The organism is Epilithonimonas mollis, from assembly GCF_900142325.1.
In the GTDB taxonomy this organism is placed as follows: domain Bacteria; phylum Bacteroidota; class Bacteroidia; order Flavobacteriales; family Weeksellaceae; genus Epilithonimonas; species Epilithonimonas mollis.
In genome coordinates this window covers 556,177-579,547 of sequence record NZ_FRAM01000001.1, presented here as the reverse complement: position 1 = coordinate 579,547, position 23,371 = coordinate 556,177, and the positions used below count along the sequence as shown (strand labels likewise).

The following is a 23,371-nucleotide window of genomic DNA, read 5'->3' as shown; positions in this document are numbered from 1 at the left end:
AGATAGTTTATCATTCATCAATTATCCTATGCGACTATGAATTTAAGTTTCGAACAGATGTATCAGGCATCATTTGAAAAGAGTCCCGATTTTGAAGGCGTTTTCTGGATGGGCGTGAAAACAACAGGTATCTTTTGCCGTCCAACCTGTACGGCCAGAAAACCAAAGCCGGAGAATGTAGAGTTCTTTGACAGCACAAAAGAGGCGATCCTGAAAGGCTACAGGCCTTGCAAAGTCTGCAAGCCGTTAGAAAATCCTGACGAAACCCCGTCCGGAATTCAGAAAGTCATGGATGAACTGGCCGGAGATCCCGGACTCAAATTCAGGGATTATGATCTGGTGCAGAGAGGTCTGGAGCCGGCATCTGTTAGACGCTGGTTTCTCAAACATCACGGGATGACTTTCCATGCGTTCCAGAGGATGTTCAAGATCAATTCTGCTTTCAAGAAGCTCCGGCAGGGTGAGCCTGTGCTGGATGTTGCTATGGATAACGGTTATGAAAGCCTTAGTGGCTTCAGCGACAGCTTCAGAAATGTGTTCGGAGTGTCCCCTAAAAATTCAAAGTTGGAAAAGATCGTTGATCTGAAAAGAATCGAAACGCCACTGGGAACAATGATTGCCTGTGCCAATGAAAACGGAATATGCATGCTTGAGTTCTCTGACAGAAAAGCTTTGCCCACGGAACTGAAAGAGATTTCAAAATACTTCAATGCCAATATAATCCAGGGCGAGAACCCCCACTTCAAAACATTACAGAAGGAACTGGCTGAGTATTTTGATGGAAAAAGGCTGCATTTCAGCGTTCCGCTTGCACCTGTGGGAACTGAATTTCAGAAAAAGGTCTGGGAGATATTGAGAACAATCCCTTATGGCACCACAAGAAGCTATCAGCAGCAGGCTGACATCCTTGGCAATCCTAAGGCTGTGCGGGCTGTGGCCAACGCTAATGGCCTTAATAAAATATCCATTATCATCCCTTGCCACAGAGTCATCGGAACCAACGGAACACTGACCGGTTATGGCGGCGGTATATGGCGGAAACAGAAACTCCTGGAACTGGAAAAAGCCATCTTGTTTTAAACCTAAGTTAATCATAAAAGCACAAGAAAATATTTATTGAAAACAACTTTAAGATTTTTATGCATTGACGAAGTCAAACCTTGTGCTCTAAAGAATTTAATATTTTTAATAATACTTTGTGCATTCGTGTTGAACAAACAAAAATTAGTATTAAACAAACTATGACACCGCAAGATTTAAAAGATATAGCAATACTTTGGTTCAAGGCTTTCAATGAGCAGAATTTGGAAGATTTATTGGCATTGTATCATCATTCTGCTCAGCATTACAGCCCCAAGCTCAAAGTCAGGGAACCGCAAACCGACGGCTTGATAGAAGGAAAGGAAGCATTGAGAGCCTGGTGGCAGGATTGCTTCGAAAGACTGCCGACGCTACGCTATCAGGTCGATAAGCTGACGGCCGATTCTGAACAGGTCTTTATGGAATATACAAGAAAAGCCGATGGTGAGGCCGATCTGAAGGTAGGAGAGGTGCTGGAAATCAAAGACGGGAAGATTGTCTTTTCCAGAGTCTATCATGGCTAAAGAGAATCAAGAATAACCAATTAAACCCTATGACAATCATCTAATTCTTACAACCAATGAACCTCCAGCCCACTTTAGAGAACGATTCTGTAATGCTTGTTCCGCTGCAGCATAACGATTTTGAGCAACTGTTTGCTGTGGCTTCCGACCCGCTGGTCTGGGAACAGCATCCGAACAAAGACCGCTACAAAAGAGGGGTTTTTCAAACCTTCTTCCAGGGTGCCATGGAAAGCAAAGGGGCATTCAGGATCATAGAAAAAAAAACAGGCGAAACCGCCGGGAGCACAAGATTCTATGATTATAATTCCGGGACAGGATCTGTTTTCATTGGCTATACCTTCTACGCGAGGAAGTTCTGGGGATCTAAACTGAATCCGCAGGTCAAAAAGCTGATGCTAGATTATATCTTCCTGTTTGTGGACACGGTCTATTTCCATGTAGGGAAAAATAATATCCGGTCCCAAAGGGCTATGGAAAAGCTTGGTGCCAAGAGGGTAAATGAGCTGAATGTCGCCTACTTCGGCGAACCGCAAAAGCTGAACGTGGTCTTCGAAATCACTAAACAAAATTATCAATTATGAAGAAATACAGAATCCAGACCAGCCCTTTCGTTGTTCCAACAGCAGATGGAAAGTTGATTCAGGAACATTGGGGACAATCAACAGGAAATTCAGCAATATCCATTGCGCATATGGTCGCACCGCCCAACTGGAGTGAGCCACACCAGACGCCGGAGTTCGATGAGTTCACCTTGGTCATATCCGGCAAAAAGCACTTCGAGATAGACGGGGATTCTGTCATTCTCGAGAAAGGCCAAAGCATCCTTATCGAAAAAGGCGCGCGCATCCGCTATTCCAACCCATTTGCTGAACCTTGCGAATATATTGCCATCTGCCTGCCTGCATTCTCTATGGAATTGGTAAACCGAGAGTAGCTTTCGTTGATCAATCCTGCACAACGACTGGGTAACGGCTGGCTGCCATTTCGCAGATTTGTTTCACATTCAGAGACTGCTCGCTCACGGTGCGGGCGATGCAGTCATTCGGGTTGTCCTTGGCGAAAACGTTATTGTAGAGATACGCTTTGATTTTGTGTAATGTCGTCATTTGTGTTTTTATTTTTATAATTAGTGACAGGCTAGAGTACCAACTCCTCAAACAGCCTTTCGAAGGTCTTGTCCAGATCCGGACTGGCACCCGGATGAGGTCTTGAGGTCTGAATGATGGAGCTCTTCACCGCCGTCAGCCATCGGAAACGCTCCGGAATATCAAGTTGCGCAATAGAACCTGCCGACTTCTCGCCCTTGGCAATACTGACGAAGGATTCCAGATGACGTTTTACATCATCATAATCCAGTTGGGAGTGGATGGCGCGGAACTTATCCTCACAAAGATGGATGCGCACGGCGATATATTTCGCTCTTTTGGAGAACAGGATTAATCCGACATTGAAGAACTCCTCGCGCTCCGGCTTCGGTACCAGGCGGATTACCGCATACTCATATAACTTTTGCTCTTGCATTTTTGGCTTCATTTAAAAAGTTATCAGAATGGTCTCGTCTCAGGATCAGGAATTGGTAATACACTGCCTTTATTTCGGTTGGGGTAAGGTCTGTATCGTTCCAATGCAACCAATCAATAGGTATCAGTTCTACAATATCTCTCAAAATCTCGTCCGACAATAACGCTTTGAATCGAGTATTCACCTCATCCAGTTCAGAAGCCTGGGGCAACAGCACGTGATCCTTGATCATCACAAACGGACTCACGGCATTCTTCTCCCAGTTGTCCCAGTTATGATGGAAGTAGAGGGAAGCGCCATTGTCTATCAGCCACAGTTCCTGATGCCACATCAGCATATTGGTATTGCGGAAGGTACGGTCTATATTGGTAAGAAAAGCATCCAGCCAGACGATCTCAGACGACAGTTTTGGGTCGGTTTTCACTGCGCCGGGGTCATAAGTAATGGCGCCCGAGAGGTAATGCAAAGCGAGATTCAGTCCGCAACTGTTCTTCAGTAAGTCCTGGATTTCCTCATCAGCCTCGCTTCTCCCGAAGTCCTCAGAGAGATTGGCAAATACCAACTCAGGGATTCGAAATCCCAATATCTGAGCTATTTTGCCGCCGATTAGTTCTGATATCAAAGCTTTGACACCATGCCCTGCGCCACGGAATTTCAGTACATATTTGAAGTTGTCATCTGCCTCTGCCAAAGCCGGCAAAGAGCCACCTTCCCGCAATGGCAGGATGTAGCGTGTGACGGTAACTGTTCTTAAAGATAAGTCCAATGTGTAATTTTCAGTAAAAATAAGGGATTTGTTTGAGATTTGCTCGCGCTTACCCGTATTGTGTGCTTCTATAACAAAAAAGGCTGTCAGAGACAGCCTTTCGGATTAACGTTTAATTGCTTTATGATTATTTTTTGATAACTTTTATAGTTTCTGATTGTTTTTCAGAATTTACTTTCAGCATATAAACACCAGCAGGTAATTGCTTCATGTCAACAGAACCTTTTTCAGAATTGATGCTAACATTGCTCAGTGCCTGTCCGGATGCGTTGTAAACTTCTACATTCTTGATCTTATTGTCATTGCTGATCTGCAGATAGTCTATAACTGGGTTAGGGTGATAAGAGATCTTAGTGCCTCTGATATCCTGAACTGCTAAAGTGATGTCTGTAAATTCATAACCACCAAGATCCGGTGTTGTAGAACTTCTTGTATTACCATTGATATCTACAGTAACTTCGGCTACAGGTGTTCCTTTGTTGTCAAGTGCCGCATTGCCTGTGGTTGCGATATCCAGAGTAGTTGCAGACGCAAACACTGGAAGAACGTTGATCGAATTAGCATTGCCCCCGAATCCAGTCTGCAGGTTTGCTAAGGTAGCTCTTGCAGATCCGATGTATGCCAGGTTGGCACCTGTGCTATAGTAATCGTTGTAATTAATATTAGAGAAAACAGTGTTTGTACCGCCGGAATAGATCGTATATCTGTCTCCTGCCTGTGTTTGTTTGTTGACAAAGATATTGTTTCTGACGTCGATTGACGCAGCTGCAGTAACTGTGCTAAGAATATTTAAAGCAGAAGGTCGCCCGGCATTGGTCTGGTTGGTATCCATAACTACTGTGTTGTAATATAATTTAAAACCACCACCATTGGCAAGGACAATACCATTACCATTATCAGCTAATCCTCCACTTAGAGAGTATCCTGTACCAGCAACGTCATTGATTACGTTGTTGTAAATTAATAAGTTAGATGCGGCAACACTAGAGTTGACATAGAGCCCTACGGCTCCGTAGCCGGAAGTGTTTGGTTGCTTGATGTCGGAGATTCTGTTGTTAAAGATGTTTCCATTGGTCACTGCTGCGCCTAGTAATATACCTTGTGTTGTATTAGTGGAAGTTGCAGGCAAAGCTACACCTTTGATAACGTTACCACTTACCTCGAAGTTTTTGGCATTTTGTACGGCAATTCCTCTGTACAGCATCTTATTTGCTGCTACTGTAGAGCCGATTTCATTATTCCTGATGATCCATCCTGTATCAGTATTTGCAGCATTTCCTATAGCAAAAATACCGTTCTGAGCTCTTACAAATGTATTGTTGATGGCGGAAAAATTATTGTTAGGAAATTCAGCTGCTGCTAAAGTTGTTCCAGAAACTATTACGCCTCCGATTGTTCCTGTTCCTGAAGATCCTGCAACATTGGTGTTTTTGATGGTGATATTTTCTGCTCCATCTGTTAACGTACTTGATACCCAAAGAACAACGGGTGTAGTGCCTGCTGTCGCAACAAAAGTATTGTTGATCGTTAAGTTTCTTGAAGAAGAGCCGTTGTTGCTTCCGTCGATAGTTACATTGTCGGCTCCGTTAAATTTGATAGTGGCCACGGTGTCTGCACTTGTAATAGAGGCAGTAACTCCTGTTGCAGGCTTTATCAATACAGAAGTATAGCTTGCTGTGCCTGTGCTTGCGTTCAGTATAGCACTTGAGGTTTCTGTTGTGTTTGCGGTTAGGCTAATCGTAATCGCTCCTTGATGGGTTCCTGCATTGATGGCATCAAATGCACCTTTTAACGTAGTGTAAGTTGCAGTAGTGGTTCCTGCTGTGGCATCCACACTTACCTGAGCTTGAAGGTTAATAGCAAGAAAACTAGTTATTGCTAAAGACAGTAGAGGTTTTTTCATAATTGATATTAATTTTTATTTATTGATGTAAACTTATGAATAAATATTTAATATTACTATTGTTGTAGTGTTAATTTTTTTTAAATATATAAATTTATTGTTTTATGTTTTAATTAGGTTTAAAATAAACTGTCAAAGAAAAAATGTTTCATATTTTTGAAAAAAATAATTGATGTCAAGCTTTATAGACTTTGGAATTGCCCAGAAACAATATAAGATGAATAGAATTACACAGCTTTTCAGTACAAAATATCCTATTGTCCAGGGTGGGATGATCTGGCATTCCGGATGGCGATTGGCTTCCGCAGTTTCCAACAATGGCGGATTGGGCCTGATTGGTTCTGCAAGCATGTATCCAGATATTTTGAGAGAGAATATCAGAAAATGTAAAGCAGCAACAGATAAACCATTTGGTGTAAACGTTGCTTTGCTTTACCCGAATCTTGAAGAAATTATCAATATCATTATAGAGGAGGGTGTGAAAATCGTTTTTACATCGGCTGGCAATCCAAAAACTTATACAGAAACGCTTAAAAAAGAAGGCGTCAAAGTTGCTCACGTTGTTTCGAGTGTGAAATTTGCGGTAAAATGTCAGGAAGCAGGTGTAGATGCTGTTGTAGCCGAAGGTTTCGAAGCGGGAGGACACAACGGACGAGATGAAACAACAACCATGTGTTTGATTCCGAATGTAAGAAAGCACATTGATATACCGTTGATTGCGGCAGGCGGAATTGGACTTGGTAGCCAGATGAAAGCAGCAATGATCCTTGGCGCAGACGGCGTACAGATCGGTTCCCGTTTTGCAGCAACGGTTGAAGCGAGTTCCCACGATAATTTCAAAAATAAAATCGTTGAACTGAAAGAAGGTGATACACAATTGACTTTGAAAGAATTGGCACCGGTTCGTCTTGTTAAGAATAAATTTTTCCACGATCTGGAGAGTCTTTACGAATCTGGCAGAAATGTCGAAGCGTTAAAGGAAACTTTAGGCAGAGCTCGCGCTAAGCGAGGAATGTTCGAAGGTGATTTGGAAGAAGGCGAACTCGAAATTGGGCAGGTTTCTGCTTTGATCGATAAAATCCTGCCGGTTGAAAAAGTTTTTGAAAATTTAATCCGGGAATTCAATGAAGCTAAAGTTGATTTGACCTTATAAAATTAAGGAAATAAGTATTTGAATAACTTCGAGAGCCTCAGCCTGACAAATGTTAACATTAGACCAAAAAGAATAGAGGCGAATTGCTCATCATTTATAATTCATCATTAATCATTTATAATTAACAACGTGTTCTCAAAACAGGAAGCTCAAAAATTGAAAACAGAATTCTGGACGGCTTTTGGTAAAGCCTTTCCGAGAAAATGGTTGTTGTATGATACAAAAATCAAAGATTTTTCTTTCAAGTTTTATGCAGACAATAAAAAAGCCGAGGTTTCTCTGGACATCGAAATGAAAGATGAATTGTTTAGGAATGCTTACTATGAAAAGATTTGGTCTTTGGAATCGATACTTGAAGATTTTGTTGGTGATTTTACAAAGGAAGAATTTTATCCTTTGGACAACGGAAAAGTCATTAGCAGAATTTGGGTGGAAAAAACAGATGTGAGTATTTTCAATAAAAAAACCTGGCCGGATATTTTTGAATTTTTTGTCGGGAAAATGGATGGTTTTGAGCGATTTTTCTACGAGTACGAAGATTTTATCAAGAATATCTGATTATTAAGAATTGAAAAAATGGAATATAAACCGAAGACAGGAAATGAGATTGATGGTCATTTAGATATTTTCAGTTATCAAAATGATGATGAAAGTAAAATAATGATTCACGGTAATCCGGAGGGTTTAAGATCATTGGCTATATTGCTTTTACAAATTGCAGATTTAAACCAAGATGATGTTGATGAGAAATATTTGCCTATTGGCGCTCGAGAACATTATCATCTGAGACCCAATATAGAATTGGCAAAAAGTTCAGATGAGGTGATAGTCGGAAGATTGGATGCAAAAGGAAAGGGCGATTTTTACGATAGGTATGAACCGAAAAATAGAGATTAATTACAATGAAAAACATTACAATAAAAGCGGCGGATTTTTTTGAGTTACTAAAGTTAAAAGACCAGTCGATGTGGGATATTTTTGCACAGATGATCGATGGTGAAGAGAGAGAGATTGTTTTTCTGAATGATGATAATCAATATCTTTTCCATTATGTTTTGCCGGCAACTCTTGAGAAATTGAATGAAGATAAAGTCCTTTTTGCTAAAGAATATGCAGAAAAAATTTCAGGACTAAATTGAATAACTCCTTAAACGAGGAATTTAATCCATAGCCAAGCTTTTCTTCCACGCAATGTAGCCGATGATCGCCATTGCTGTGAATACTAAATATTGTAAGCCTGTCAATGCCAATCCTTTTTCGAACATCATCGGAATGCAAATGAAGTCGGCAACAATCCAGAATATCCAATTCTCAATATTTCGTTTTGCCATAAAATACATCCCGACAAGAAATAAGGAAGTGGTAACAATGTCCGTATAGTTCGCCCAATCGAGATGATAAAGTCCAAGTTTGACATTCTCCATAGAAAACTGGTTGTCAATGAATGGTTTATAATAATAAACAGTTCCCACGAAAAATAAACTGGCCACAAACAAAATGCTTCCAATTTTCCAATCTCTTGCACTTGCCTTTTTGACGTCGACGTGGATGTTGTCATCGGAGCTTTTTGACCAGAGAATCCAGCCATAGATACTCATCACGGTGTAATAAACATTGATGAGCATATCTCCCAAAAGTCCGAAAACAAACATAATGTAGATGAAAAGTATTGTGGAGATAATTCCTGTTGGATAGACCCAAATATTTTTTTTGATTGAAAAGAAAACGCTCAATAATCCAAATAAAACTGCAAAAACTTCTAGATAAATCAGGTAAGTTTCGTAAGAACTGTATTGTGCGGTGAGGGTTTCGAGGAAATTCATAGTCTCAAAGGTAGTGATGTTTCCAAAATAAAACCCTGTCAAAGTCCGAAACTCTAACAGGGTTGATGGATGAATGTTTTTTTAACTAAAATTATTCTTTTACTAATTTTTTAGTTACCATATTACCAGCTTTTGTGGTTGCTGTGATGACGTAAGTTCCGTTTTCCAAAGTTGCCACATCAACAGATTTTGCAGAAGTTGAGATTTGTTTTATTGTTCTTCCTGATAAGTCAGTGATTTTGATATTGGAAACTTCTTCGGAGAAATTAGCAATAGATTTTACAGGATTTGGATAAAGTGAAATATTTTTATTAGAAGAATCCAAATTTTCTACACCTAATGTTGCATTTCCTGTAGGGAATAGCACGATATGAGCATTTGCATTTCCTATAGCCGCAAAAGTCATATAATCGTTTGCTCCGCAAGCACTTGCTTTTATGTAGCCCGTTGCTGTTTGACCATTCGAGTTACCGCCAAGGTAAAAGCCTGTTGAAGTCGGTCCACCATTTGGTGCAGAAACTACAATCAACATCTCTGGTGATGAAACAGATACTGGGGCAGCCAGAGGAACCTCAACAACTGTACCTACCATAGAAGCTGTTATATTAACTGTAGCTGTAGCTCTTAAAGTAAGATTATTGGTAACAGCTCCTCCTGTGCTAGAGTAAACCTCTACATTAACAGGGAAAGTAGTTGCTGTTCCCAGTTGAAAACCTTGAACCGCAAAACTTACCTTAGTAACTGCAAAACTGCTGTAACCCAAAGAAGTAAGATTGTACAAGCGCGCAAAGGAAGTTGCATTGGTAGCATTACCTCCTGCACCACAAGATTGAACACCATTTGCTGCAACAACATTGTTGGTAGTTTGTAGCAGATTGATCTGAGCAAATGAGAAAAATGGTAGAAGCATTAAAGTTGCTAATGCAGTTTTTGTTTTTCTGAAATAGATTTTTTTCATAGTGATTAATTTTTTTTTGCCTACTCTAGGGTCGCATTTTCGGCTACCTGCGTTATTGTATCACAAATATGGAAACCTGCCTTTGCATTTTGAAATTTCTGGGATAGAATGGCGATTTTTGGGATAGAAAATGAATTGTATTGATTTATTGATGAATTTTGTCAAAAAATAAAGCGTTCTAATATTAATATCAAAACGCTTTACTCTTTATAATTAAAAAAAAATAATCCTGAAATTATCAAAGAAATTGCTTTAGTATTTCTAAATAATTTTCTGAAACCGGAATCAAGTTATTCTTGATCATAACATTTTTATTGCTGAATTTTTTTATCTTATTCTTATTTACAATATAAGCTCTGTGTGTCTGCACAAAATTCGAATTAGAAAGTTCATTTAAAATGTTTTTTATACTTGATCTGCATTTGTAAATTTTCTCATCGGTATAAAACAAAAGATAATTGCCATCAGATTCAATATAATTGATGTTTTCTGTCGCTAATTCTACATTGTAATCCCCATCTTTTACATAGATAAAAGGTTTATGTTTCGGAATATCCGAAGATTGGCGAATTGCAATTTCTGCAGAGGCAATCAAGTCACTGCTTTTGAATGGCTTTGTGAGGTAAGAATACGGCGAGGTGGAAACTGCCTTTTCTATGATCTCCGGATTTTCATAAGCCGTGAGATAGATAAACGGAACAGAATATTTGTCTTTAATATGTTGTCCCAGAGAAATTCCGTCTTGCTCATTTTCCCCAAGATTAATATCTAAAACAATAAGTGCCAATGATTCTTTTTGCAATATTTCCAAAGCTTCCTTGGCATTTTTGGCTTCGAAAACCTCATATCCGTTTTCTGCTAATACTTTTTTGGAAATCCGCCGATTGAGAAAGTCATCTTCTACTATTAAAATTGATTTGTTGGTCATAGTTTTTTATTTGAAATATATTATTAATTCGAATCCATTGTCTGTTTTTGTTTCTACAATTCCGTCAATTTGGTCTATCAAACCTTTCGTGATCTCAAGGCCTAATCCTTTTTCATTCTTTTGATTAAAATCAAATCCATTACCATTGTCGGAATAATAAAACTTATTTTTTTGTCCATTTTTTCCTTCAGTAATCTCGATGTTGATGATGCCAATATTTCGGTTCTTGAAAGCGTGTTTCATACTATTGCTTATAAGTTCCACTAGAATGAATCCAATTGGCAATGCTTTCTCGATGGTTATGGTTTCTATATCACAATTGATATTGAGATTGATTTTTTTCTGATGATTATCGTAAGATTCTTTCACGATTTCAGAAAGCTCGGTGATGTATCTTGTAAAATCTACATCATTTACATTATCAGAGACATTCAGTTTTTTGTGGAGCAATGCCATAGAGTGGATGCGGTTCTGATTGCCTCTTATCAATTCCTCAATATTATTGAAATCCGCCGACTCTTTTTGGATTTCCAGAATGCTAATGACATGTTGTAGATTATTTTTAACTCTGTGTTGAAGTTCGGATAATAGAAATTGTTTTTGTTTCAGAAGTTGGGTCAATTCACCTAATTGCTGATTAATGATTTTATTCCGATGGTTGATTTGTCTGTTTTTCCCAAATAAAAGGATTGTGGCAATTGCTATAACTGCTAACAAACTGCCAATCAGAATCATTTGGTTGTCCTTATCTTTTATAGTGTCTTCTCTTTTATCACTTTGATATTGATTTTCTAATTTTTTAATCTTCAGTTTTTCTTCTTTTGCAGTCAGAGCCTGAACATTATCGTGGTATTGTTTGAAATAATGATATGCAGAATCCGTATTTCCCAAGCCTTCAAATGCTTTATATCTGGACTCCGATAGATAATCTTTATACATTAAATCTGCATCATTATAAAAAACATACGCAGAGTCACTGTATAACAATGCTTTTGGATAATCTTTCATTATGACATAGACATAAGATATGTTATTATAGTCAAGTGCTATTTTACTGCGCTGATAATTTTTATTGTTAAGTTTTAAAATTTTGAAATTATACTCTAAGGTTTTTGCATAATTTTTATTTTTGGACATATAAACACCCATTAACAGATAAGAATCTTCCAGATCCTTTTTGTTCTGATACTTTTCCGCATACTTTTCTGCCAGCCTTGCATAAGAATACATTAAATCATACTTGCCTACAAATCGATAAAGTGAGCTTCTTCTGATACAATAAGTACTATACAATTCTTCCAAATGATAAGCTTTATATGTTTTATAAGCTTTGTTTAGAGGTTTGTCAATTCAAAATTCTGCGACTTTTCATAAGCTAAAGCAGTTAATAAATATATTCTGCAGGAGAGCGAATGTAAACCTGCATTTTCAGAATCATCTATTATGCTTAATAAAACCTTTAGAGATTCTACGGAAGATTCTTCTTGTTTGTCAAGTAACAAGGCTTGTCGGAAACGGACTTCTAAAAATTGACTTTTACCTGTTTTTGTCTTGTAAAGGCTGTCTGTTTTTTTCTGAGCAAGTTCAAATTGATAATTTTCAATAAGACTATCGATTTTCTTAATTTCTTCTGCTACAGAAATATCTTGAGCCACAACAATATATCCACTTAACAAAAGACAGAAAACCAATAATCTATACAATAATTTCATGAAAATATTATCAACACGCCAAATTTAAAAAATCTCTTCACTAATCAATATTCTTTGGGACAGAAAAGTCTTTTCTGGGATAGAAAACATCCTGCTAATAATAATTACTGGTAACGAAAATCAAAATAAATTAGTTAAAAAATGTTAAGGATGATATTTTTTTAATATTTTCGTAATTCAAAAATAAATAAACGAAGAAAGGGCCCTTTCTATTAAAAGGGTAAAAAATTTACAAACTATGTCAAATATTTGGATTAAAAAGCCAATGGAAGCGTACGAAGCGGACATCAAGAAAAGTCAGCTGAAACGCGTATTGGGAAAATGGAGTTTAACAGCTATCGGGATTGGTGCCATCATTGGAGGTGGTATTTTTGTTTTAACGGGTACAGGTGCTTATTACAACGCTGGTCCTGCTTTAGCACTTTCTTTTGTGGTTGCTGGCATTGCCTGTGTTTTCGCGGCACTTTGCTATGCCGAATTTGCATCCATACTTCCGGTGGAAGGTTCGGCTTACGCTTATGCCTACGGAACTGTAGGAGAGATTTTTGCATGGATAATCGGTTGGGGATTGATTCTGGAATATGCAATGGGTTCCATGACAGTTGCAGTTTCCTGGTCCGGATATTTTGGGAAATTACTCAAGATGTTTGGTCTGCATTTGCCATATTGGATGACTACAGACCCGGGAACGGCTAAGAAAGCTTTTGGAGAAGCGACTTCTCAAATTGCGAAAGGCGGTTTGCCATTAGAAAAATTACAGGCTTTTCAGGAAACAATCAATAACTTCAATGCTGCACCGGAACTTTTAAACATGAAATTGTTCCTGAATCTTCCTGCATTGGTTATCGTTTTATTGGTAATTTCGATTTTAGTTAGAGGAACAAAAGGTGCAGCAAAAGCTAACAATGCGATTGTAATTCTGAAAGTTTCAGCCATTATTTTTGTGATTATTGCAGGTGTATTTTTCATCAATGTTGATAACTGGACACCATTTATTCCGGAAGCTACAACAATCATCGAAAACGGAAAAGCTGAACCAGCCTACGGTTATGGAGGGATTATTGCAGGAGCCGCCGCTATTTTCTTTGCTTATGTTGGTTTCGATGCCGTTTCTACTCAGGCTGGTGAAGCAATTAACCCTAAGAAAGATGTTCCTTTCGCTATCATCACATCGTTGGTGGTTTGTACCGTTTTATACATTTTGGTTTCTTTGGTTCTGACAGGAATGATGCATTATACAGACTTCAATCCATTGGGTAAATATCCTGACGCCATCAAAGCGCCTGTAGCTTACGCTTTCGATATTGCCGGACAGGCTTGGGCTGGTTATATTATTACGATTGCGGCGACAGTTGGTTTAATTTCTGTACTAATGGTAATGATTATGGGACAATCCAGAATTTTTCTGGGAATGTCAAAAGATGGTTTGATTCCCTCCACTTTCTCAAAAGTAGATGCCAAAGCTGGAGTTCCTAAAAAGAATTTATACATTTTAGGAGCGGTGATTGCAGTTGTTGCGGCATTTACCCCGATTAACGATTTGGCACATATGACCAGTTTCGGAACTTTGTTTGCCTTTACAATGGTATGTGTAGCGGTTTGGATTCTAAGAAAAAAAGAACCGAATCTTCAGAGAAACTTCAGAGTTCCGGCTTTACCCGTTATTGCAACATTGGGGATTCTAATCAACGTTTATTTGATAATTAACTTAAGCCCTGAAGCTCAGAAATATTCAATCGCTTGGTTAGTTCTAGGATTTATAATCTATTTCTTGTACAGTAAGAGAAATTCAAAACTTCAGAACGGAGGATTTGGAGAAACTTTCAAAGCAGAACAGGAGCCCTTGCAAGATGTGGATATCGACATAGACAACAAACATTAATCATACAATTCCGCTTTCAACAGCGGAATTTTTTTTGGAGCCTAATCCCGCTATCCGCTATATCTTTTTCTTTTTTTGGGAAAAAAGAAAAAGGATGCCGCTACTATCGGGGCTATAGATTTTGCCTGCAAAATCAAACTTTGTCAAATCAAAATTCCCAAACTTTCATTAATTTTATAAAATGAAAAAACTAATCACTTTTACTTTCGTAATTATCTCTACATTTTTACTGTCTCAAAAAATCAAAATTGATACCTTATTGACCGACAAAATCAGTATCCGGGCTATTCAAATCTGGGATGGGAAAGTCTGGTATGCAGGAACTGATTCTAAGTTTGGTTATGTCAATCTTGAAGATAAATCTGATAAAAAACAAATATTCTTATTGAAAGAAAAAAAACTGCAGTTTCGAACCTTAGCTCAGAATAATGAATATTTTTATGCAATCAATATCGAAAGTCCGGCTTATTTTTTTCAAATAGACAAAAACACTCTGAGAGATGAACTGGTATTTTACGATAATACAAAAACTGCTTTCTACGATGCATTGAAATTCGTTGATGATTCTTTTGCAATTGCATTTAGCGACCCTTCAGAAAATCAGAAGCTCAATATATCGCAGACTAGAAATGGAGGAGAAGGTTGGGAACATTGTAGTAATTGTAAAAATTTTCCATTACTGGAAAAAGGAGAAGCCGCTTTTGCAGCGAGTAATACTAATATTGCAAGTGCGGGAAATTTCATTTGGATCGCAACTGGCGGTTCCAAATCCAGAATTTACAGGATGAAAAACAAAAAATGTGATTGGAAATGGCAAGTTTTTGAAACTCCTTTCGTTCAGGGAACATCTTCTCAAGGAATTTACTCAATAGATTTTTACGACAAAAAGTTTGGCATTGCAGTCGGTGGAGATTACACTATGCAATCTGATAATAGCAATAACATTGCGACAACCAAAGACAGTGGAAAAACGTGGCAAATCCAGGCCAGCGGACAGAATGCAGGCTATATGACCTGTGTGAAATTTCGTCCAAAAACCAAAGGGAAAGAGATTGTTTCGGTTGGAGATCAGCACATCAGTTTCTCCTCAGATTACGGAAAAACGTGGACGAAAATCTCCGGCGAAAAGAATCTCTACGCCTGCGAATGGCTGAATCACGATACTTTGATTCTGGCAGGAAAGGATAAAATTATCAAATTAACATTTCAATAATTTTTAAATCGTCCTGATTTAATTATCAATCCCTATTTTTGCACCGAATTAATGAAACTGGCAGAACAATTTGCAGATGAAAAATACGGTTATTTTTGATATGGACGGCGTGATAGTGGATACAGAACCGCTTCATAAAACAGCTTACTATCAGCATTTCGCAGAACTGAATATTGATGTAGACTCAGAATTATTCTCAAAATTTACAGGAAAATCTACCAAAAATGTCTATCAAATGATCAAAGATATTTTCGGAATCCAAACCAATGTTGAGGAATTAACGGAAAGAAAAAGAACCATTTTCTACGGTTTATTTGATTCCGATCCGGCTTTGAAATTATTAGATGGTGTCGAGGTTTTGATTAAGAATCTGCATTCCGCCAATTTTCAATTAATATTGGCATCTTCTGCTGCCAAATCTACAATTGACCGCGTTTTCAAAAGATTCAATTTATTTCCTTTTTTCTCACATCTCGTAAGTGGCGAAGATTTCCCGGAATCTAAACCGAATCCAGCAATTTTCATAGAGGCACAAAGACTTTCTGGAAATGACAAATCCGATTGCATCGTGATAGAGGACAGCACAAACGGAATCCTGGCAGCAAACGGAGCCGGGATTTTCTGCATTGGCTACAAAAGCGAAAACAGTAAAAATCAGAATTATGAATCCGCAGATTTGGTCATCAACCATTTTGATGAGTTGAAAGTAGAATCATTGGCATTGATCTAAAAAAATCAGTTCAATTAAGCATTCCACCATTCAGAAAAATTTTGAGAATCATCATTCAGATTTACTTTTTCACCAATCATCGGTGTTGCGATCCTGAAATTTTTACCTCTGCTGTTTTCAGTAACTTTTTGTAAAGGCTCATTCCATGCATGCTGAGCAAGAGAAAATTTCCCGGAGTGTACAGGCAATACGTTTCTGACGTTAAGATCTTCTGCAGCTTTTACAAATTCTTCCGGCAGAGTATGGATGTACCGCCATTTTTCATTGTACTGTCCGTTTTCCAGGATTGCCCAGTCAAAAGGACCGAACTTTTTACCAATTTCTTTGAAATGATAATCATAACCGCTGTCACCACCCAGAAAGATCTTTTGCTCCTGTGTTTCCAACACGTAAGATGACCATAGTGTATTGTTTCTCCTGAATCTTCTACCGGAAAAATGTCTTGCAGGTGTAGATGTTATTTTAAATTCCTTAGCGATTTCCGATTCATCGTACCAGTCCAGTTCTGTAATCTGATCTTCATCAAAGCCCCATTTTTCAAAATGAGAACCAACACCGAGACCACAGATGATGTGATCAATTTTTGGTTTAAGTAGCATTATTGTTTTATAATCCAAATGGTCATAATGGTCGTGGGAAATAATAAGGAAATCAATTTCCGGAAAATCACCGGCAGAGTAAATATCACTTCCGGCAAAAGCCTTCGTAGTTCCCGGAATAGGAGAGGCATTGCCGCTGAAAACAGGATCCACCAAAAATCTTTTCCCACCAAGCTGAAAATAATAAGAAGAATGTCCCATCCAAACCAGAAAATTTTCTGTCTCGGGTCGGTCTTTTAAATCAGTTTTCTGAGAGGACAACGGATGCTTGGGTTTTTTATTTTCGGTTTTGTCCGTCAGAAATTCCCAAAGAACCTTTCTCATCGTGAATCCCTCAGCCAGTGATGGTGTATCACTGAGATTCTGAAAAACACCGTCCATGTAATTGGGAGAGAGTTTCATCCGGACCAGCCGTTTGCCGGAAAAATGCCCGCCAAAAACCGGTAGATTATAAAGATAAATGGACACTGCGAGTAATAAAACCAGAAAAATAAAAATCATAATCAGTCGTTCTTTTTTACAATTAAAATCCAGTCGTGGTCCAGGACTTTATAACCCTGGTCGTACACGAAAAGATATTGCGAACCGTTTTTGTAAGTCACGATCTGTGTCACGTAATCAAAATCAAAACCGGCATTCTGCAATTTAAGACGATTGACTTTTGTTTTTCCTTCAAAATTATATTCCGAAAGTATACGGTAGTTTTTGCGGAGCTTATTGTTCACATTCCGCATATAGTTGGTCTTGGTTTTATTTTGCTTGTTGTTGAAGGCATTTCGGCAGGCATCAGAGCAAAACTTCTTGTCGGATCTTCCGATGATTTTGTCGCCACATTCCGGGCAGGTCAGGTGTTCCATTTGTGTTTTTTTTCTATTTAATTTTTTGGGCAGCTTTTTCCGCCCTCCGTTCCCGCTTTTTTGTTCCGCTCCGCTCCGCAAAAAGAGCTCCACTCAGGTCGGGCTGCGAACAATCAGTGAACAAGAACCGTCAATTCCGAATTGATAATTATAACACGGAAGATGTTTTTCAATGTTTCTAAATTATAAATTTTTCCATAACCATTCAAATAAAATTTCTTATCCAATTACAAACGATTACAAACGGATATAAATACTTTTTAACCGAATCAGATTACGGGTTTGATGAAAATTTGTAACAGTAAAATCAGGAAACAGGCATGGACGTCCTGGCTTTAGAAGTTTAATTATAAAAATATTACTATTATGTCATTAAGAAACAAAGTGTCATTAATCGGACACACAGGAAAGGAGGTAGAAATTTATACTTTCGAAAACGGAAATAGAAAAGCAACTGTTACCCTGGCTACCAATGATTTTTATATCAATGCTGCCGGTGAAAAGGTGGAGGAAACGCAGTGGCACAATCTTGTTGCCTTTGGAAAAACCGTTGATATTATGGAGAAATATATTACAAAGGGTAAAGAGATCGCTGTAGAAGGGAAGCTGACTTACCGGTCTTACGATGATAAAGAAGGGGTAAAGCGTATGCTGACTGAGATCAGAATTGAAGAGTTGATTTTGCTGGGATCCAAATAATTTAATTTTAATGTATTGTGGATACGCTTCAGGCTTATCCATTTTTATTTAATTATTGTCATGAAAATTAAAGTATTGAAAATCAGGATTTCTGATCAATATCAGAATATGGACGAAGCGGTGGTGAATGACTATTTTGACAGGTACGACATTATTAATGTAAGTACAAACCTGATCAACGACGACATTAATTTCTGGTCAGTTCTGCTTCATTATCAGGAAAAAGCAGGCAATTCCAAGCCCGCTAAAATAAAAATAAAATCAGAAAGCGAACTTTCGGAGGAGGAAATGGTGATCTACAATAAATTAAAAAAGTGGCGATCAGAAAAATCCGATGCACTCAAAATACCATCCTATATTATTTTTCATAATACCCATCTTATGTCCATCGCAAGATATAAGCCTTCCAATATTGAGGACATGGAATATATCAGCGGGTTGGGAAAATTAAAAATAGAAAAATTCGGAAGTGACATCATTGAAATTTTGGGAGATGCTTAATAATAAATTTACTATAAAAAAAAGCATCTCATAGGATTGAAATGTGAGTTTGTACGTATATTTGTTATATGCTAAACGATCAGAAAATTGAAAAATTCCGGCAGATTGTAGAAAATAAATTCCAGATCTACAATTCTCTTTTTATGAGTTTGCCGTATGATAAAATGACAAATATCGGGATGTTGCTACCTTTTCTTTATGAGGAAAGCAAGGACGGCTATCAGCTGGGTAAGTCGCCAGAGGAAATTGTAGAAGAGTTTTTTCAGAAACATACTGAGCTGGAAACCGAGGATCAAAAGTTGGAATTGCTGTTCAAGATCATCCAGTACATAGAACGTCAGGTTGTATTATTTGACAGTATAGAAGACGCAGCCTTTCAGCAGCTGCATAAGGAAAGTGACTCCGGAACGGTGATGAATCTCTATGAGAGGGCAACACAGGAGCATCATCTCAATGCGATCCGCAAAAAGATGGATGATTTTGCGATTAAAATAGTATTCACGGCGCACCCTACACAATTCTATCCTAATGCTGTTCAGAGAATTATCCATGACCTTAGAGATGCAATTATCCATGATTCTGTTACTCAGATTGATACATTACTACAACAGTTAGGAAAAACACCCTTTGTCAATAAAGAAAGACCGACACCTCTGGATGAGGCCATGAGCATAATTTATTATCTCAGATATGTTTACTATCAAAGTATTGGCGAGTTATACAGGAAGATTAAGCAAGTTTACGGAACTTCCAATTTTACACCAAGTACAGATATTGTTCAGCTAGGTTTCTGGCCAGGAGGTGACCGGGACGGCAATCCTTTTGTAACCGCAGACATAACACTGAAAGTAGCAGAGGAACTTAGGATTTCTATTCTGAAGGATTATTATGGACATCTGAAAAATGTAAGGAGAAGACTTAGTTTTCGGGGAGTGTCTGATATTTTGGAAAAACTGAGTAAAAAACTGTATGCATCTATTTTTCAGAAAGATATTACAATTTCTTCTGAAGAGATTATTTCGCAGCTGGATGAAGCTGAGAATATTCTTGTGGAGCAGCATAACGGTTTATTCAGAGATGTATTGGATGATTACAGGGACAGGGTGAAGATCTTCGGGACACATTTTGCAACTCTGGACATTCGTCAGGACAGCAGAATTCATCAGAAAGTTATTGATGATATTTTTGTTAAAGTATCCGGAATGACAGCAGATTCAAAATCCAACGAGGAGAAAATCATATATCTTTTGGAGTCTGGTAGAGTTCTCAATCCTGATGACTTTGAAGATGAAATGACTTGCGAAACTCTGAAGAGTATCTATAATATAAAAATGATTCAGGAAAGAAACGGAGAAAGAGGTATGCACCGTTACATCATCTCCAATTCCGATGAAGTGAAGGATGTCATGAATGTGTATGCCATGATGAAACTTTGTGGTTACTCTGATGACGAAGTGAATATAGACATTGTTCCGTTGTTCGAAACCATGGAAGGCCTGGACAAATCAGAAGAAGTGATGAAAACCCTTTATAGTAATGCGGTTTATAAAAAACATCTGCAAAGACGTAATCGCAGGCAGTTTATCATGCTTGGCTTTTCGGACGGAACCAAAGATGGCGGCTATCTGAAAGCAAACTGGCAAATCTATACTTCCAAAGAAAAACTAACGAAGGTTTCCGAGGATAATGAAATAAAGGTAATTTTCTTCGATGGCAGAGGCGGGCCACCGGCCAGAGGCGGCGGAAAAACACATGATTTTTATGCTTCCCAAGGCAATACGATCGCTAATAATCAAATCGAACTGACGATACAAGGACAAACCATTACAAGCGTTTTTGGAAATAAGGATCAGGCAAAGTTCAATTTTGAGCAGTTATTGACAGCCGGAATTGAAAATGATGTTTTTAAAAGCATCAAAAAAGATCTCAATGATCATGAAAGAGGACTGATTTCTGAGCTAGCAGAAAAAAGCTATCAAACTTATTCTGATCTGAAAGCACATCCAATGTTTGTCCCTTATCTGCAGGAAATGAGTACTTTAGAATATTATGGACGGACGAATATAGGAAGCCGCCCCAGCAAAAGAGGTGCAGGTTCTGAACTGAAGTTTGAAGACCTGAGAGCTATTCCTTTTGTAGGATCCTGGGCACAACTGAAACAAAACGTTCCCGGATTTTTTGGATTTGGGTCTGCCTTAAAAGCCTTGAAAGATGAAGGCAGATTTGAAGAGGTGAAAGAACTTTACAAAGGATCAGATTTCTTTAAAACCCTCGTTCTTAACTCTATGATGAGTATGAATAAAACCTATTTTCCATTGACTTATTACATGAGGAATCATGAAAAGTTTGGCGAATTCTGGAATATTCTTTTTTCAGAGTTCTCATTGTCAAAAGAAATGATGCTGGAGCTGACAGGATACAAAATCCTAATGCAGGAAGAGCCTATTAACAGAAAATCCATCAAGATCCGTGAAAGGATTGTGCTTCCGTTGCTAAGCATTCAGCAATATGCATTGATGAAGATCCAAAAGAATGAAGGCAATCGCGAAGCTTATGAAAAACTGGTCATGCGATCTCTGTTCGGAAATATCAATGCCAGCAGGAACTCTGCATAAAATTCTATCATTTACAAATTCTAAAATGGTGAAAAAAGCTAAAACAATTGTTTTAGCTTTTTTTATGTGTTTGTCCGAATCAATTTGTTATTCATTTTACCGATCTGAAGTAAGGATTTAAAGTTTTTTCATGAATTGTTGTTATTATTTCAATATGACTCAGGTCATAAATTGTTATGGAAGTTCTGTATAATTTTGAGATATTAAAAAATAAACTATGAAATTATTATTCTCAACTTTAGTCTGGCGTTATTCCAAACAGGAATAGAAGTCCCATTACTTCAAGTAATGTCTCCTGTCAGGGACATTAGCTGTATTAATTTTTCACATTAATTTTTGACTTGATTTTTTCATTTAAGTCATTATGATGGTTTAGGATTATTCAGAATCAACAATTAATTAAATCATCGTTAGGATTCTTGAGATCGCAGGATTTCAGAATTTTTTTAAAGAGTCAAAGGCTTTTGATAGCATAAGCCTGTAAGTGAAATATGGTTATAGAAGAAACTATTATAAAATTATCCGGAGCAAAAGTCAAAGAATACAGTGTTGGCGATATTATTTTCTCAGAAGGCAGTTCGCCACTTTACTACTACCAGATTGTGGAAGGTGAGGTGAAGCTTAATAATTACAACGAAGACGGACGGGAAATGATCCAGAGTATTCTCACAAACGGACATAGCATTGGCGAGTTTTTGCTTTTCATGAATAAGCTTTACCCGATGAATGCCGTTGCAATAACACCCTGTACAATTCTGAGACTTTCAAAAAATAAATTTTTCTCTTTGCTGGAAAACTATCCTGAAACCAGGATTAATATTATTCAGAGCTTTTCTGATTCGATGTATTTTAAATTTGTCATGGGTCAGATTTTTTCTACCAAAAATCCTGCAACCAAGCTTAGGGCACTGATGGATTACCTGAAAAGCCTGCAGGCAGATCAGGAACCTTTCTCCTTTCAGATTCCGCTCACCAGGCAGCAAATGGCAAGTATCACAGGTCTTAGGGTAGAAACTACGATTCGGACGCTCAAAAACCTGGAGCGGGAAAATATTGTAAAAATCCATAACAGAAAGATTCTATATTGATCTTCTAATAAAGAATTTTTCCGTTTCTGATTTTTACTACGTTGTGTTTTTCGAGATTCTTTATAGTTCTGATCACCGTCTCCACGCGTAACCCAGTGATAGAGGCAAGCTGTTGTCTTGTGAGCGGGATTTCAAAAGAAAACGCACTCTGGTCTGTATAGAAACTTTTATGATAATCCATTACGCCTTTTATTCTTACCTCCGCATTCAGTGATGAATTATTTTCCAGCATTATGAATTTATAATAAAGTCTTTCGGATAAAAACTTATTGACATCTCGGGAGATCTCCTGATTTTCATCCATCATTTGGAAGAAGTTCTTTTTAGGAAGTTTAATAACCCTTGATGGTTCCAGAACTATTGCATTCACTGGATAGCTTTTGTCTATAAACAGGAGTAACTCGCATACACTCAATCCTTTGTGTAATATTGCCAATATCAGTTCTTTCCCTGCTTCATTATAGTGATTCAGTTTTATACGTCCGGAAATTATCTGGTAATAATATCTGGGCTTATCAGCCTCGTTGAATATAATATCATTCGGGTCAAACGAATCAATCTCTGCTCCATAAGCCAGCAAAAGTTCTTCTTTAATTAACATAATATTATTTTAATAAAGTTATGATTTTTTTATTTTGAATGGTTTCTTTATTCAAAAATAACTCCAAATATTTTCTGAACGACTGCTTAAATGAAATAATTACAAGATATTTTTGTTAAAGAAAATTACTTTACTGCTATAGTTATGATTTGAATCATAAGATGATAAATGTCATTCGATGTAGCTTTGGATTATCACTTCACTACAGATTATTTTTT

The 23,371-nt window shown here is 37.7% G+C and carries 27 protein-coding genes; 15 read left to right on the top strand and 12 right to left on the bottom strand.

The genetic code is table 11. From position 1 onward, the window contains the following. Window positions 1–36 precede the first annotated feature (36 nt). From BUA97_RS17420 to BUA97_RS02575, 4 genes are all read left to right on the top strand, one after another. Complete coding sequence (locus BUA97_RS17420; protein WP_072996294.1) at window positions 37–1,080, top strand: bifunctional transcriptional activator/DNA repair enzyme AdaA; 1,044 nt, start codon at window positions 37–39, stop codon at window positions 1,078–1,080. 161 nt (window positions 1,081–1,241) lie between these two features. Then, window positions 1,242–1,604, top strand: a complete 363-nt coding sequence (locus BUA97_RS02585) for a nuclear transport factor 2 family protein (RefSeq protein ID WP_072996293.1) — start codon at window positions 1,242–1,244, stop codon at window positions 1,602–1,604. Between the two features lie 56 nt (window positions 1,605–1,660). After that, window positions 1,661–2,185 carry a GNAT family N-acetyltransferase gene (locus BUA97_RS02580; RefSeq protein ID WP_072996292.1) on the top strand — a complete coding sequence of 175 codons (525 nt, stop codon included), beginning with the start codon at window positions 1,661–1,663 and terminating at the stop codon, window positions 2,183–2,185. Continuing rightward, on the top strand, window positions 2,182–2,538 hold the full coding sequence (locus tag BUA97_RS02575) for a cupin domain-containing protein (RefSeq protein ID WP_072996291.1): 357 nt from the start codon (window positions 2,182–2,184) through the stop codon (window positions 2,536–2,538). The genes BUA97_RS02580 and BUA97_RS02575 overlap by 4 nt, the downstream gene beginning before the upstream one ends. Window positions 2,539–2,548: 10 nt before the next feature. Here the strand turns inward: BUA97_RS02575 and BUA97_RS17090 are convergent, their stop codons facing one another. The 4 genes from BUA97_RS17090 to BUA97_RS02560 all read right to left on the bottom strand — a co-directional run bounded on the left by BUA97_RS17090 (window position 2,549) and on the right by BUA97_RS02560 (window position 5,794). Next, window positions 2,549–2,710 (bottom strand): HU family DNA-binding protein, encoded by a 162-nt coding sequence (locus BUA97_RS17090; protein WP_175546164.1) that lies wholly within the window; start codon window positions 2,708–2,710, stop codon window positions 2,549–2,551. Window positions 2,711–2,741: 31 nt separating this feature from the next. After that, window positions 2,742–3,125, bottom strand: a complete 384-nt coding sequence (locus BUA97_RS02570) for a DUF3037 domain-containing protein (protein WP_072996290.1) — start codon at window positions 3,123–3,125, stop codon at window positions 2,742–2,744. After that, entirely contained in the window at window positions 3,103–3,891 is a 789-nt protein-coding gene (locus BUA97_RS02565) for a HipA family kinase (RefSeq protein WP_072996289.1), read from the bottom strand. Before BUA97_RS02565 ends, BUA97_RS02570 begins: the two co-directional genes overlap by 23 nt. Window positions 3,892–4,018: 127 nt before the next feature. Further along, window positions 4,019–5,794 (bottom strand): T9SS type A sorting domain-containing protein, encoded by a 1,776-nt coding sequence (locus BUA97_RS02560; protein WP_072996288.1) that lies wholly within the window; start codon window positions 5,792–5,794, stop codon window positions 4,019–4,021. A 217-nt stretch (window positions 5,795–6,011) separates the two neighbouring features. On the opposite strand from BUA97_RS02560, the gene BUA97_RS02555 reads away from it, so the two are divergent. From BUA97_RS02555 to BUA97_RS02540, 4 genes are all read left to right on the top strand, one after another. Beyond that, on the top strand, window positions 6,012–6,947 hold the full coding sequence (locus tag BUA97_RS02555; RefSeq protein ID WP_072997184.1) for an NAD(P)H-dependent flavin oxidoreductase: 936 nt from the start codon (window positions 6,012–6,014) through the stop codon (window positions 6,945–6,947). A gap of 129 nt (window positions 6,948–7,076) precedes the next feature. After that, window positions 7,077–7,505: a DUF4268 domain-containing protein gene (locus BUA97_RS02550; protein ID WP_072996287.1), complete on the top strand. Its 429-nt coding sequence runs from the start codon at window positions 7,077–7,079 to the stop codon at window positions 7,503–7,505. Window positions 7,506–7,523: 18 nt separating this feature from the next. Continuing rightward, a complete protein-coding gene (locus BUA97_RS02545; protein WP_072996286.1) occupies window positions 7,524–7,844 on the top strand; it encodes an Imm32 family immunity protein in 321 nt (106 codons plus the stop codon). Between the two features lie 5 nt (window positions 7,845–7,849). After that, a complete protein-coding gene (locus BUA97_RS02540; RefSeq protein ID WP_072996285.1) occupies window positions 7,850–8,086 on the top strand; it encodes a hypothetical protein in 237 nt (78 codons plus the stop codon). Window positions 8,087–8,107: 21 nt separating this feature from the next. On the opposite strand, the gene pnuC is transcribed toward BUA97_RS02540, so the two are convergent. From pnuC to BUA97_RS02515, 5 genes are all read right to left on the bottom strand, one after another. Beyond that, window positions 8,108–8,770, bottom strand: a complete 663-nt coding sequence (pnuC, locus tag BUA97_RS02535) for a nicotinamide riboside transporter PnuC (RefSeq protein ID WP_072996284.1) — start codon at window positions 8,768–8,770, stop codon at window positions 8,108–8,110. A gap of 91 nt (window positions 8,771–8,861) precedes the next feature. Next, entirely contained in the window at window positions 8,862–9,728 is an 867-nt protein-coding gene (locus tag BUA97_RS02530) for a T9SS type A sorting domain-containing protein (RefSeq protein ID WP_072996283.1), read from the bottom strand. 238 nt (window positions 9,729–9,966) lie between these two features. Then, window positions 9,967–10,656 carry a LytR/AlgR family response regulator transcription factor gene (locus BUA97_RS02525; RefSeq protein WP_072996282.1) on the bottom strand — a complete coding sequence of 230 codons (690 nt, stop codon included), beginning with the start codon at window positions 10,654–10,656 and terminating at the stop codon, window positions 9,967–9,969. A gap of 6 nt (window positions 10,657–10,662) precedes the next feature. Continuing rightward, a complete protein-coding gene (locus tag BUA97_RS02520; RefSeq protein ID WP_139258197.1) occupies window positions 10,663–11,958 on the bottom strand; it encodes a sensor histidine kinase in 1,296 nt (431 codons plus the stop codon). Between the two features lie 32 nt (window positions 11,959–11,990). Next, window positions 11,991–12,368 (bottom strand): hypothetical protein, encoded by a 378-nt coding sequence (locus BUA97_RS02515; RefSeq protein ID WP_072996280.1) that lies wholly within the window; start codon window positions 12,366–12,368, stop codon window positions 11,991–11,993. Window positions 12,369–12,606: 238 nt separating this feature from the next. On the opposite strand from BUA97_RS02515, the gene BUA97_RS02510 reads away from it, so the two are divergent. The 3 genes from BUA97_RS02510 to BUA97_RS02500 all read left to right on the top strand — a co-directional run bounded on the left by BUA97_RS02510 (window position 12,607) and on the right by BUA97_RS02500 (window position 16,193). Then, window positions 12,607–14,250: an APC family permease gene (locus BUA97_RS02510; RefSeq protein ID WP_072996279.1), complete on the top strand. Its 1,644-nt coding sequence runs from the start codon at window positions 12,607–12,609 to the stop codon at window positions 14,248–14,250. A gap of 181 nt (window positions 14,251–14,431) precedes the next feature. Beyond that, on the top strand, window positions 14,432–15,463 hold the full coding sequence (locus BUA97_RS02505) for a WD40/YVTN/BNR-like repeat-containing protein (RefSeq protein ID WP_072996278.1): 1,032 nt from the start codon (window positions 14,432–14,434) through the stop codon (window positions 15,461–15,463). A gap of 76 nt (window positions 15,464–15,539) precedes the next feature. Beyond that, complete coding sequence (locus BUA97_RS02500; protein ID WP_072996277.1) at window positions 15,540–16,193, top strand: HAD family hydrolase; 654 nt, start codon at window positions 15,540–15,542, stop codon at window positions 16,191–16,193. A 14-nt stretch (window positions 16,194–16,207) separates the two neighbouring features. Here the strand turns inward: BUA97_RS02500 and BUA97_RS02495 are convergent, their stop codons facing one another. Beyond that, a complete protein-coding gene (locus tag BUA97_RS02495) occupies window positions 16,208–17,293 on the bottom strand; it encodes an MBL fold metallo-hydrolase (RefSeq protein WP_072996276.1) in 1,086 nt (361 codons plus the stop codon). Window positions 17,294–17,295: 2 nt separating this feature from the next. Next, window positions 17,296–17,649, bottom strand: coding sequence for a DUF2116 family Zn-ribbon domain-containing protein (locus BUA97_RS02490; RefSeq protein WP_072997183.1), 354 nt, complete (start codon window positions 17,647–17,649; stop codon window positions 17,296–17,298). 366 nt (window positions 17,650–18,015) lie between these two features. Here BUA97_RS02490 and BUA97_RS02485 point away from each other — a divergent pair, with 366 nt between their 5' ends. The 4 genes from BUA97_RS02485 (at window position 18,016) to BUA97_RS02470 (ending at window position 22,552) form a co-directional block, all read left to right on the top strand. Beyond that, window positions 18,016–18,348, top strand: a complete 333-nt coding sequence (locus BUA97_RS02485; protein ID WP_072996275.1) for a single-stranded DNA-binding protein — start codon at window positions 18,016–18,018, stop codon at window positions 18,346–18,348. 60 nt (window positions 18,349–18,408) lie between these two features. Further along, window positions 18,409–18,849, top strand: a complete 441-nt coding sequence (locus tag BUA97_RS02480) for an HRDC domain-containing protein (protein WP_072996274.1) — start codon at window positions 18,409–18,411, stop codon at window positions 18,847–18,849. A gap of 68 nt (window positions 18,850–18,917) precedes the next feature. Next, on the top strand, window positions 18,918–21,464 hold the full coding sequence (locus tag BUA97_RS02475; protein ID WP_072996273.1) for a phosphoenolpyruvate carboxylase: 2,547 nt from the start codon (window positions 18,918–18,920) through the stop codon (window positions 21,462–21,464). Between the two features lie 491 nt (window positions 21,465–21,955). Next, a complete protein-coding gene (locus BUA97_RS02470; protein WP_072996272.1) occupies window positions 21,956–22,552 on the top strand; it encodes a Crp/Fnr family transcriptional regulator in 597 nt (198 codons plus the stop codon). A gap of 4 nt (window positions 22,553–22,556) precedes the next feature. Here BUA97_RS02470 and BUA97_RS02465 read toward each other — a convergent pair whose 3' ends face one another. Next, complete coding sequence (locus BUA97_RS02465) at window positions 22,557–23,153, bottom strand: Crp/Fnr family transcriptional regulator (RefSeq protein ID WP_072996271.1); 597 nt, start codon at window positions 23,151–23,153, stop codon at window positions 22,557–22,559. Between the last annotated feature and the right edge of the window lie 218 nt (window positions 23,154–23,371).

Excerpts from the sequence above, each read along its gene's own strand:
- BUA97_RS17420 (WP_072996294.1), top strand. The coding sequence starts at position 37 with ATGAATTTAAGTTTCGAACAGATGTATCAGGCATCATTTGAAAAGAGT.
- BUA97_RS02585 (WP_072996293.1), top strand. The coding sequence starts at position 1,242 with ATGACACCGCAAGATTTAAAAGATATAGCAATACTTTGGTTCAAGGCT.
- BUA97_RS02580 (WP_072996292.1), top strand. The coding sequence starts at position 1,661 with ATGAACCTCCAGCCCACTTTAGAGAACGATTCTGTAATGCTTGTTCCG.
- BUA97_RS02575 (WP_072996291.1), top strand. The coding sequence starts at position 2,182 with ATGAAGAAATACAGAATCCAGACCAGCCCTTTCGTTGTTCCAACAGCA.
- BUA97_RS17090 (WP_175546164.1), bottom strand. The coding sequence starts at position 2,710 with ATGACGACATTACACAAAATCAAAGCGTATCTCTACAATAACGTTTTC.
- BUA97_RS02570 (WP_072996290.1), bottom strand. The coding sequence starts at position 3,125 with ATGCAAGAGCAAAAGTTATATGAGTATGCGGTAATCCGCCTGGTACCG.
- BUA97_RS02560 (WP_072996288.1), bottom strand. The coding sequence starts at position 5,794 with ATGAAAAAACCTCTACTGTCTTTAGCAATAACTAGTTTTCTTGCTATT.
- BUA97_RS02555 (WP_072997184.1), top strand. The coding sequence starts at position 6,012 with ATGAATAGAATTACACAGCTTTTCAGTACAAAATATCCTATTGTCCAG.
- BUA97_RS02545 (WP_072996286.1), top strand. The coding sequence starts at position 7,524 with ATGGAATATAAACCGAAGACAGGAAATGAGATTGATGGTCATTTAGAT.
- BUA97_RS02540 (WP_072996285.1), top strand. The coding sequence starts at position 7,850 with ATGAAAAACATTACAATAAAAGCGGCGGATTTTTTTGAGTTACTAAAG.
- pnuC (WP_072996284.1), bottom strand. The coding sequence starts at position 8,770 with ATGAATTTCCTCGAAACCCTCACCGCACAATACAGTTCTTACGAAACT.
- BUA97_RS02530 (WP_072996283.1), bottom strand. The coding sequence starts at position 9,728 with ATGAAAAAAATCTATTTCAGAAAAACAAAAACTGCATTAGCAACTTTA.
- BUA97_RS02525 (WP_072996282.1), bottom strand. The coding sequence starts at position 10,656 with ATGACCAACAAATCAATTTTAATAGTAGAAGATGACTTTCTCAATCGG.
- BUA97_RS02515 (WP_072996280.1), bottom strand. The coding sequence starts at position 12,368 with ATGAAATTATTGTATAGATTATTGGTTTTCTGTCTTTTGTTAAGTGGA.
- BUA97_RS02510 (WP_072996279.1), top strand. The coding sequence starts at position 12,607 with ATGTCAAATATTTGGATTAAAAAGCCAATGGAAGCGTACGAAGCGGAC.
- BUA97_RS02505 (WP_072996278.1), top strand. The coding sequence starts at position 14,432 with ATGAAAAAACTAATCACTTTTACTTTCGTAATTATCTCTACATTTTTA.
- BUA97_RS02500 (WP_072996277.1), top strand. The coding sequence starts at position 15,540 with ATGAAAAATACGGTTATTTTTGATATGGACGGCGTGATAGTGGATACA.
- BUA97_RS02495 (WP_072996276.1), bottom strand. The coding sequence starts at position 17,293 with ATGATTTTTATTTTTCTGGTTTTATTACTCGCAGTGTCCATTTATCTT.
- BUA97_RS02490 (WP_072997183.1), bottom strand. The coding sequence starts at position 17,649 with ATGGAACACCTGACCTGCCCGGAATGTGGCGACAAAATCATCGGAAGA.
- BUA97_RS02485 (WP_072996275.1), top strand. The coding sequence starts at position 18,016 with ATGTCATTAAGAAACAAAGTGTCATTAATCGGACACACAGGAAAGGAG.
- BUA97_RS02480 (WP_072996274.1), top strand. The coding sequence starts at position 18,409 with ATGAAAATTAAAGTATTGAAAATCAGGATTTCTGATCAATATCAGAAT.
- BUA97_RS02475 (WP_072996273.1), top strand. The coding sequence starts at position 18,918 with ATGCTAAACGATCAGAAAATTGAAAAATTCCGGCAGATTGTAGAAAAT.
- BUA97_RS02470 (WP_072996272.1), top strand. The coding sequence starts at position 21,956 with ATGGTTATAGAAGAAACTATTATAAAATTATCCGGAGCAAAAGTCAAA.
- BUA97_RS02465 (WP_072996271.1), bottom strand. The coding sequence starts at position 23,153 with ATGTTAATTAAAGAAGAACTTTTGCTGGCTTATGGAGCAGAGATTGAT.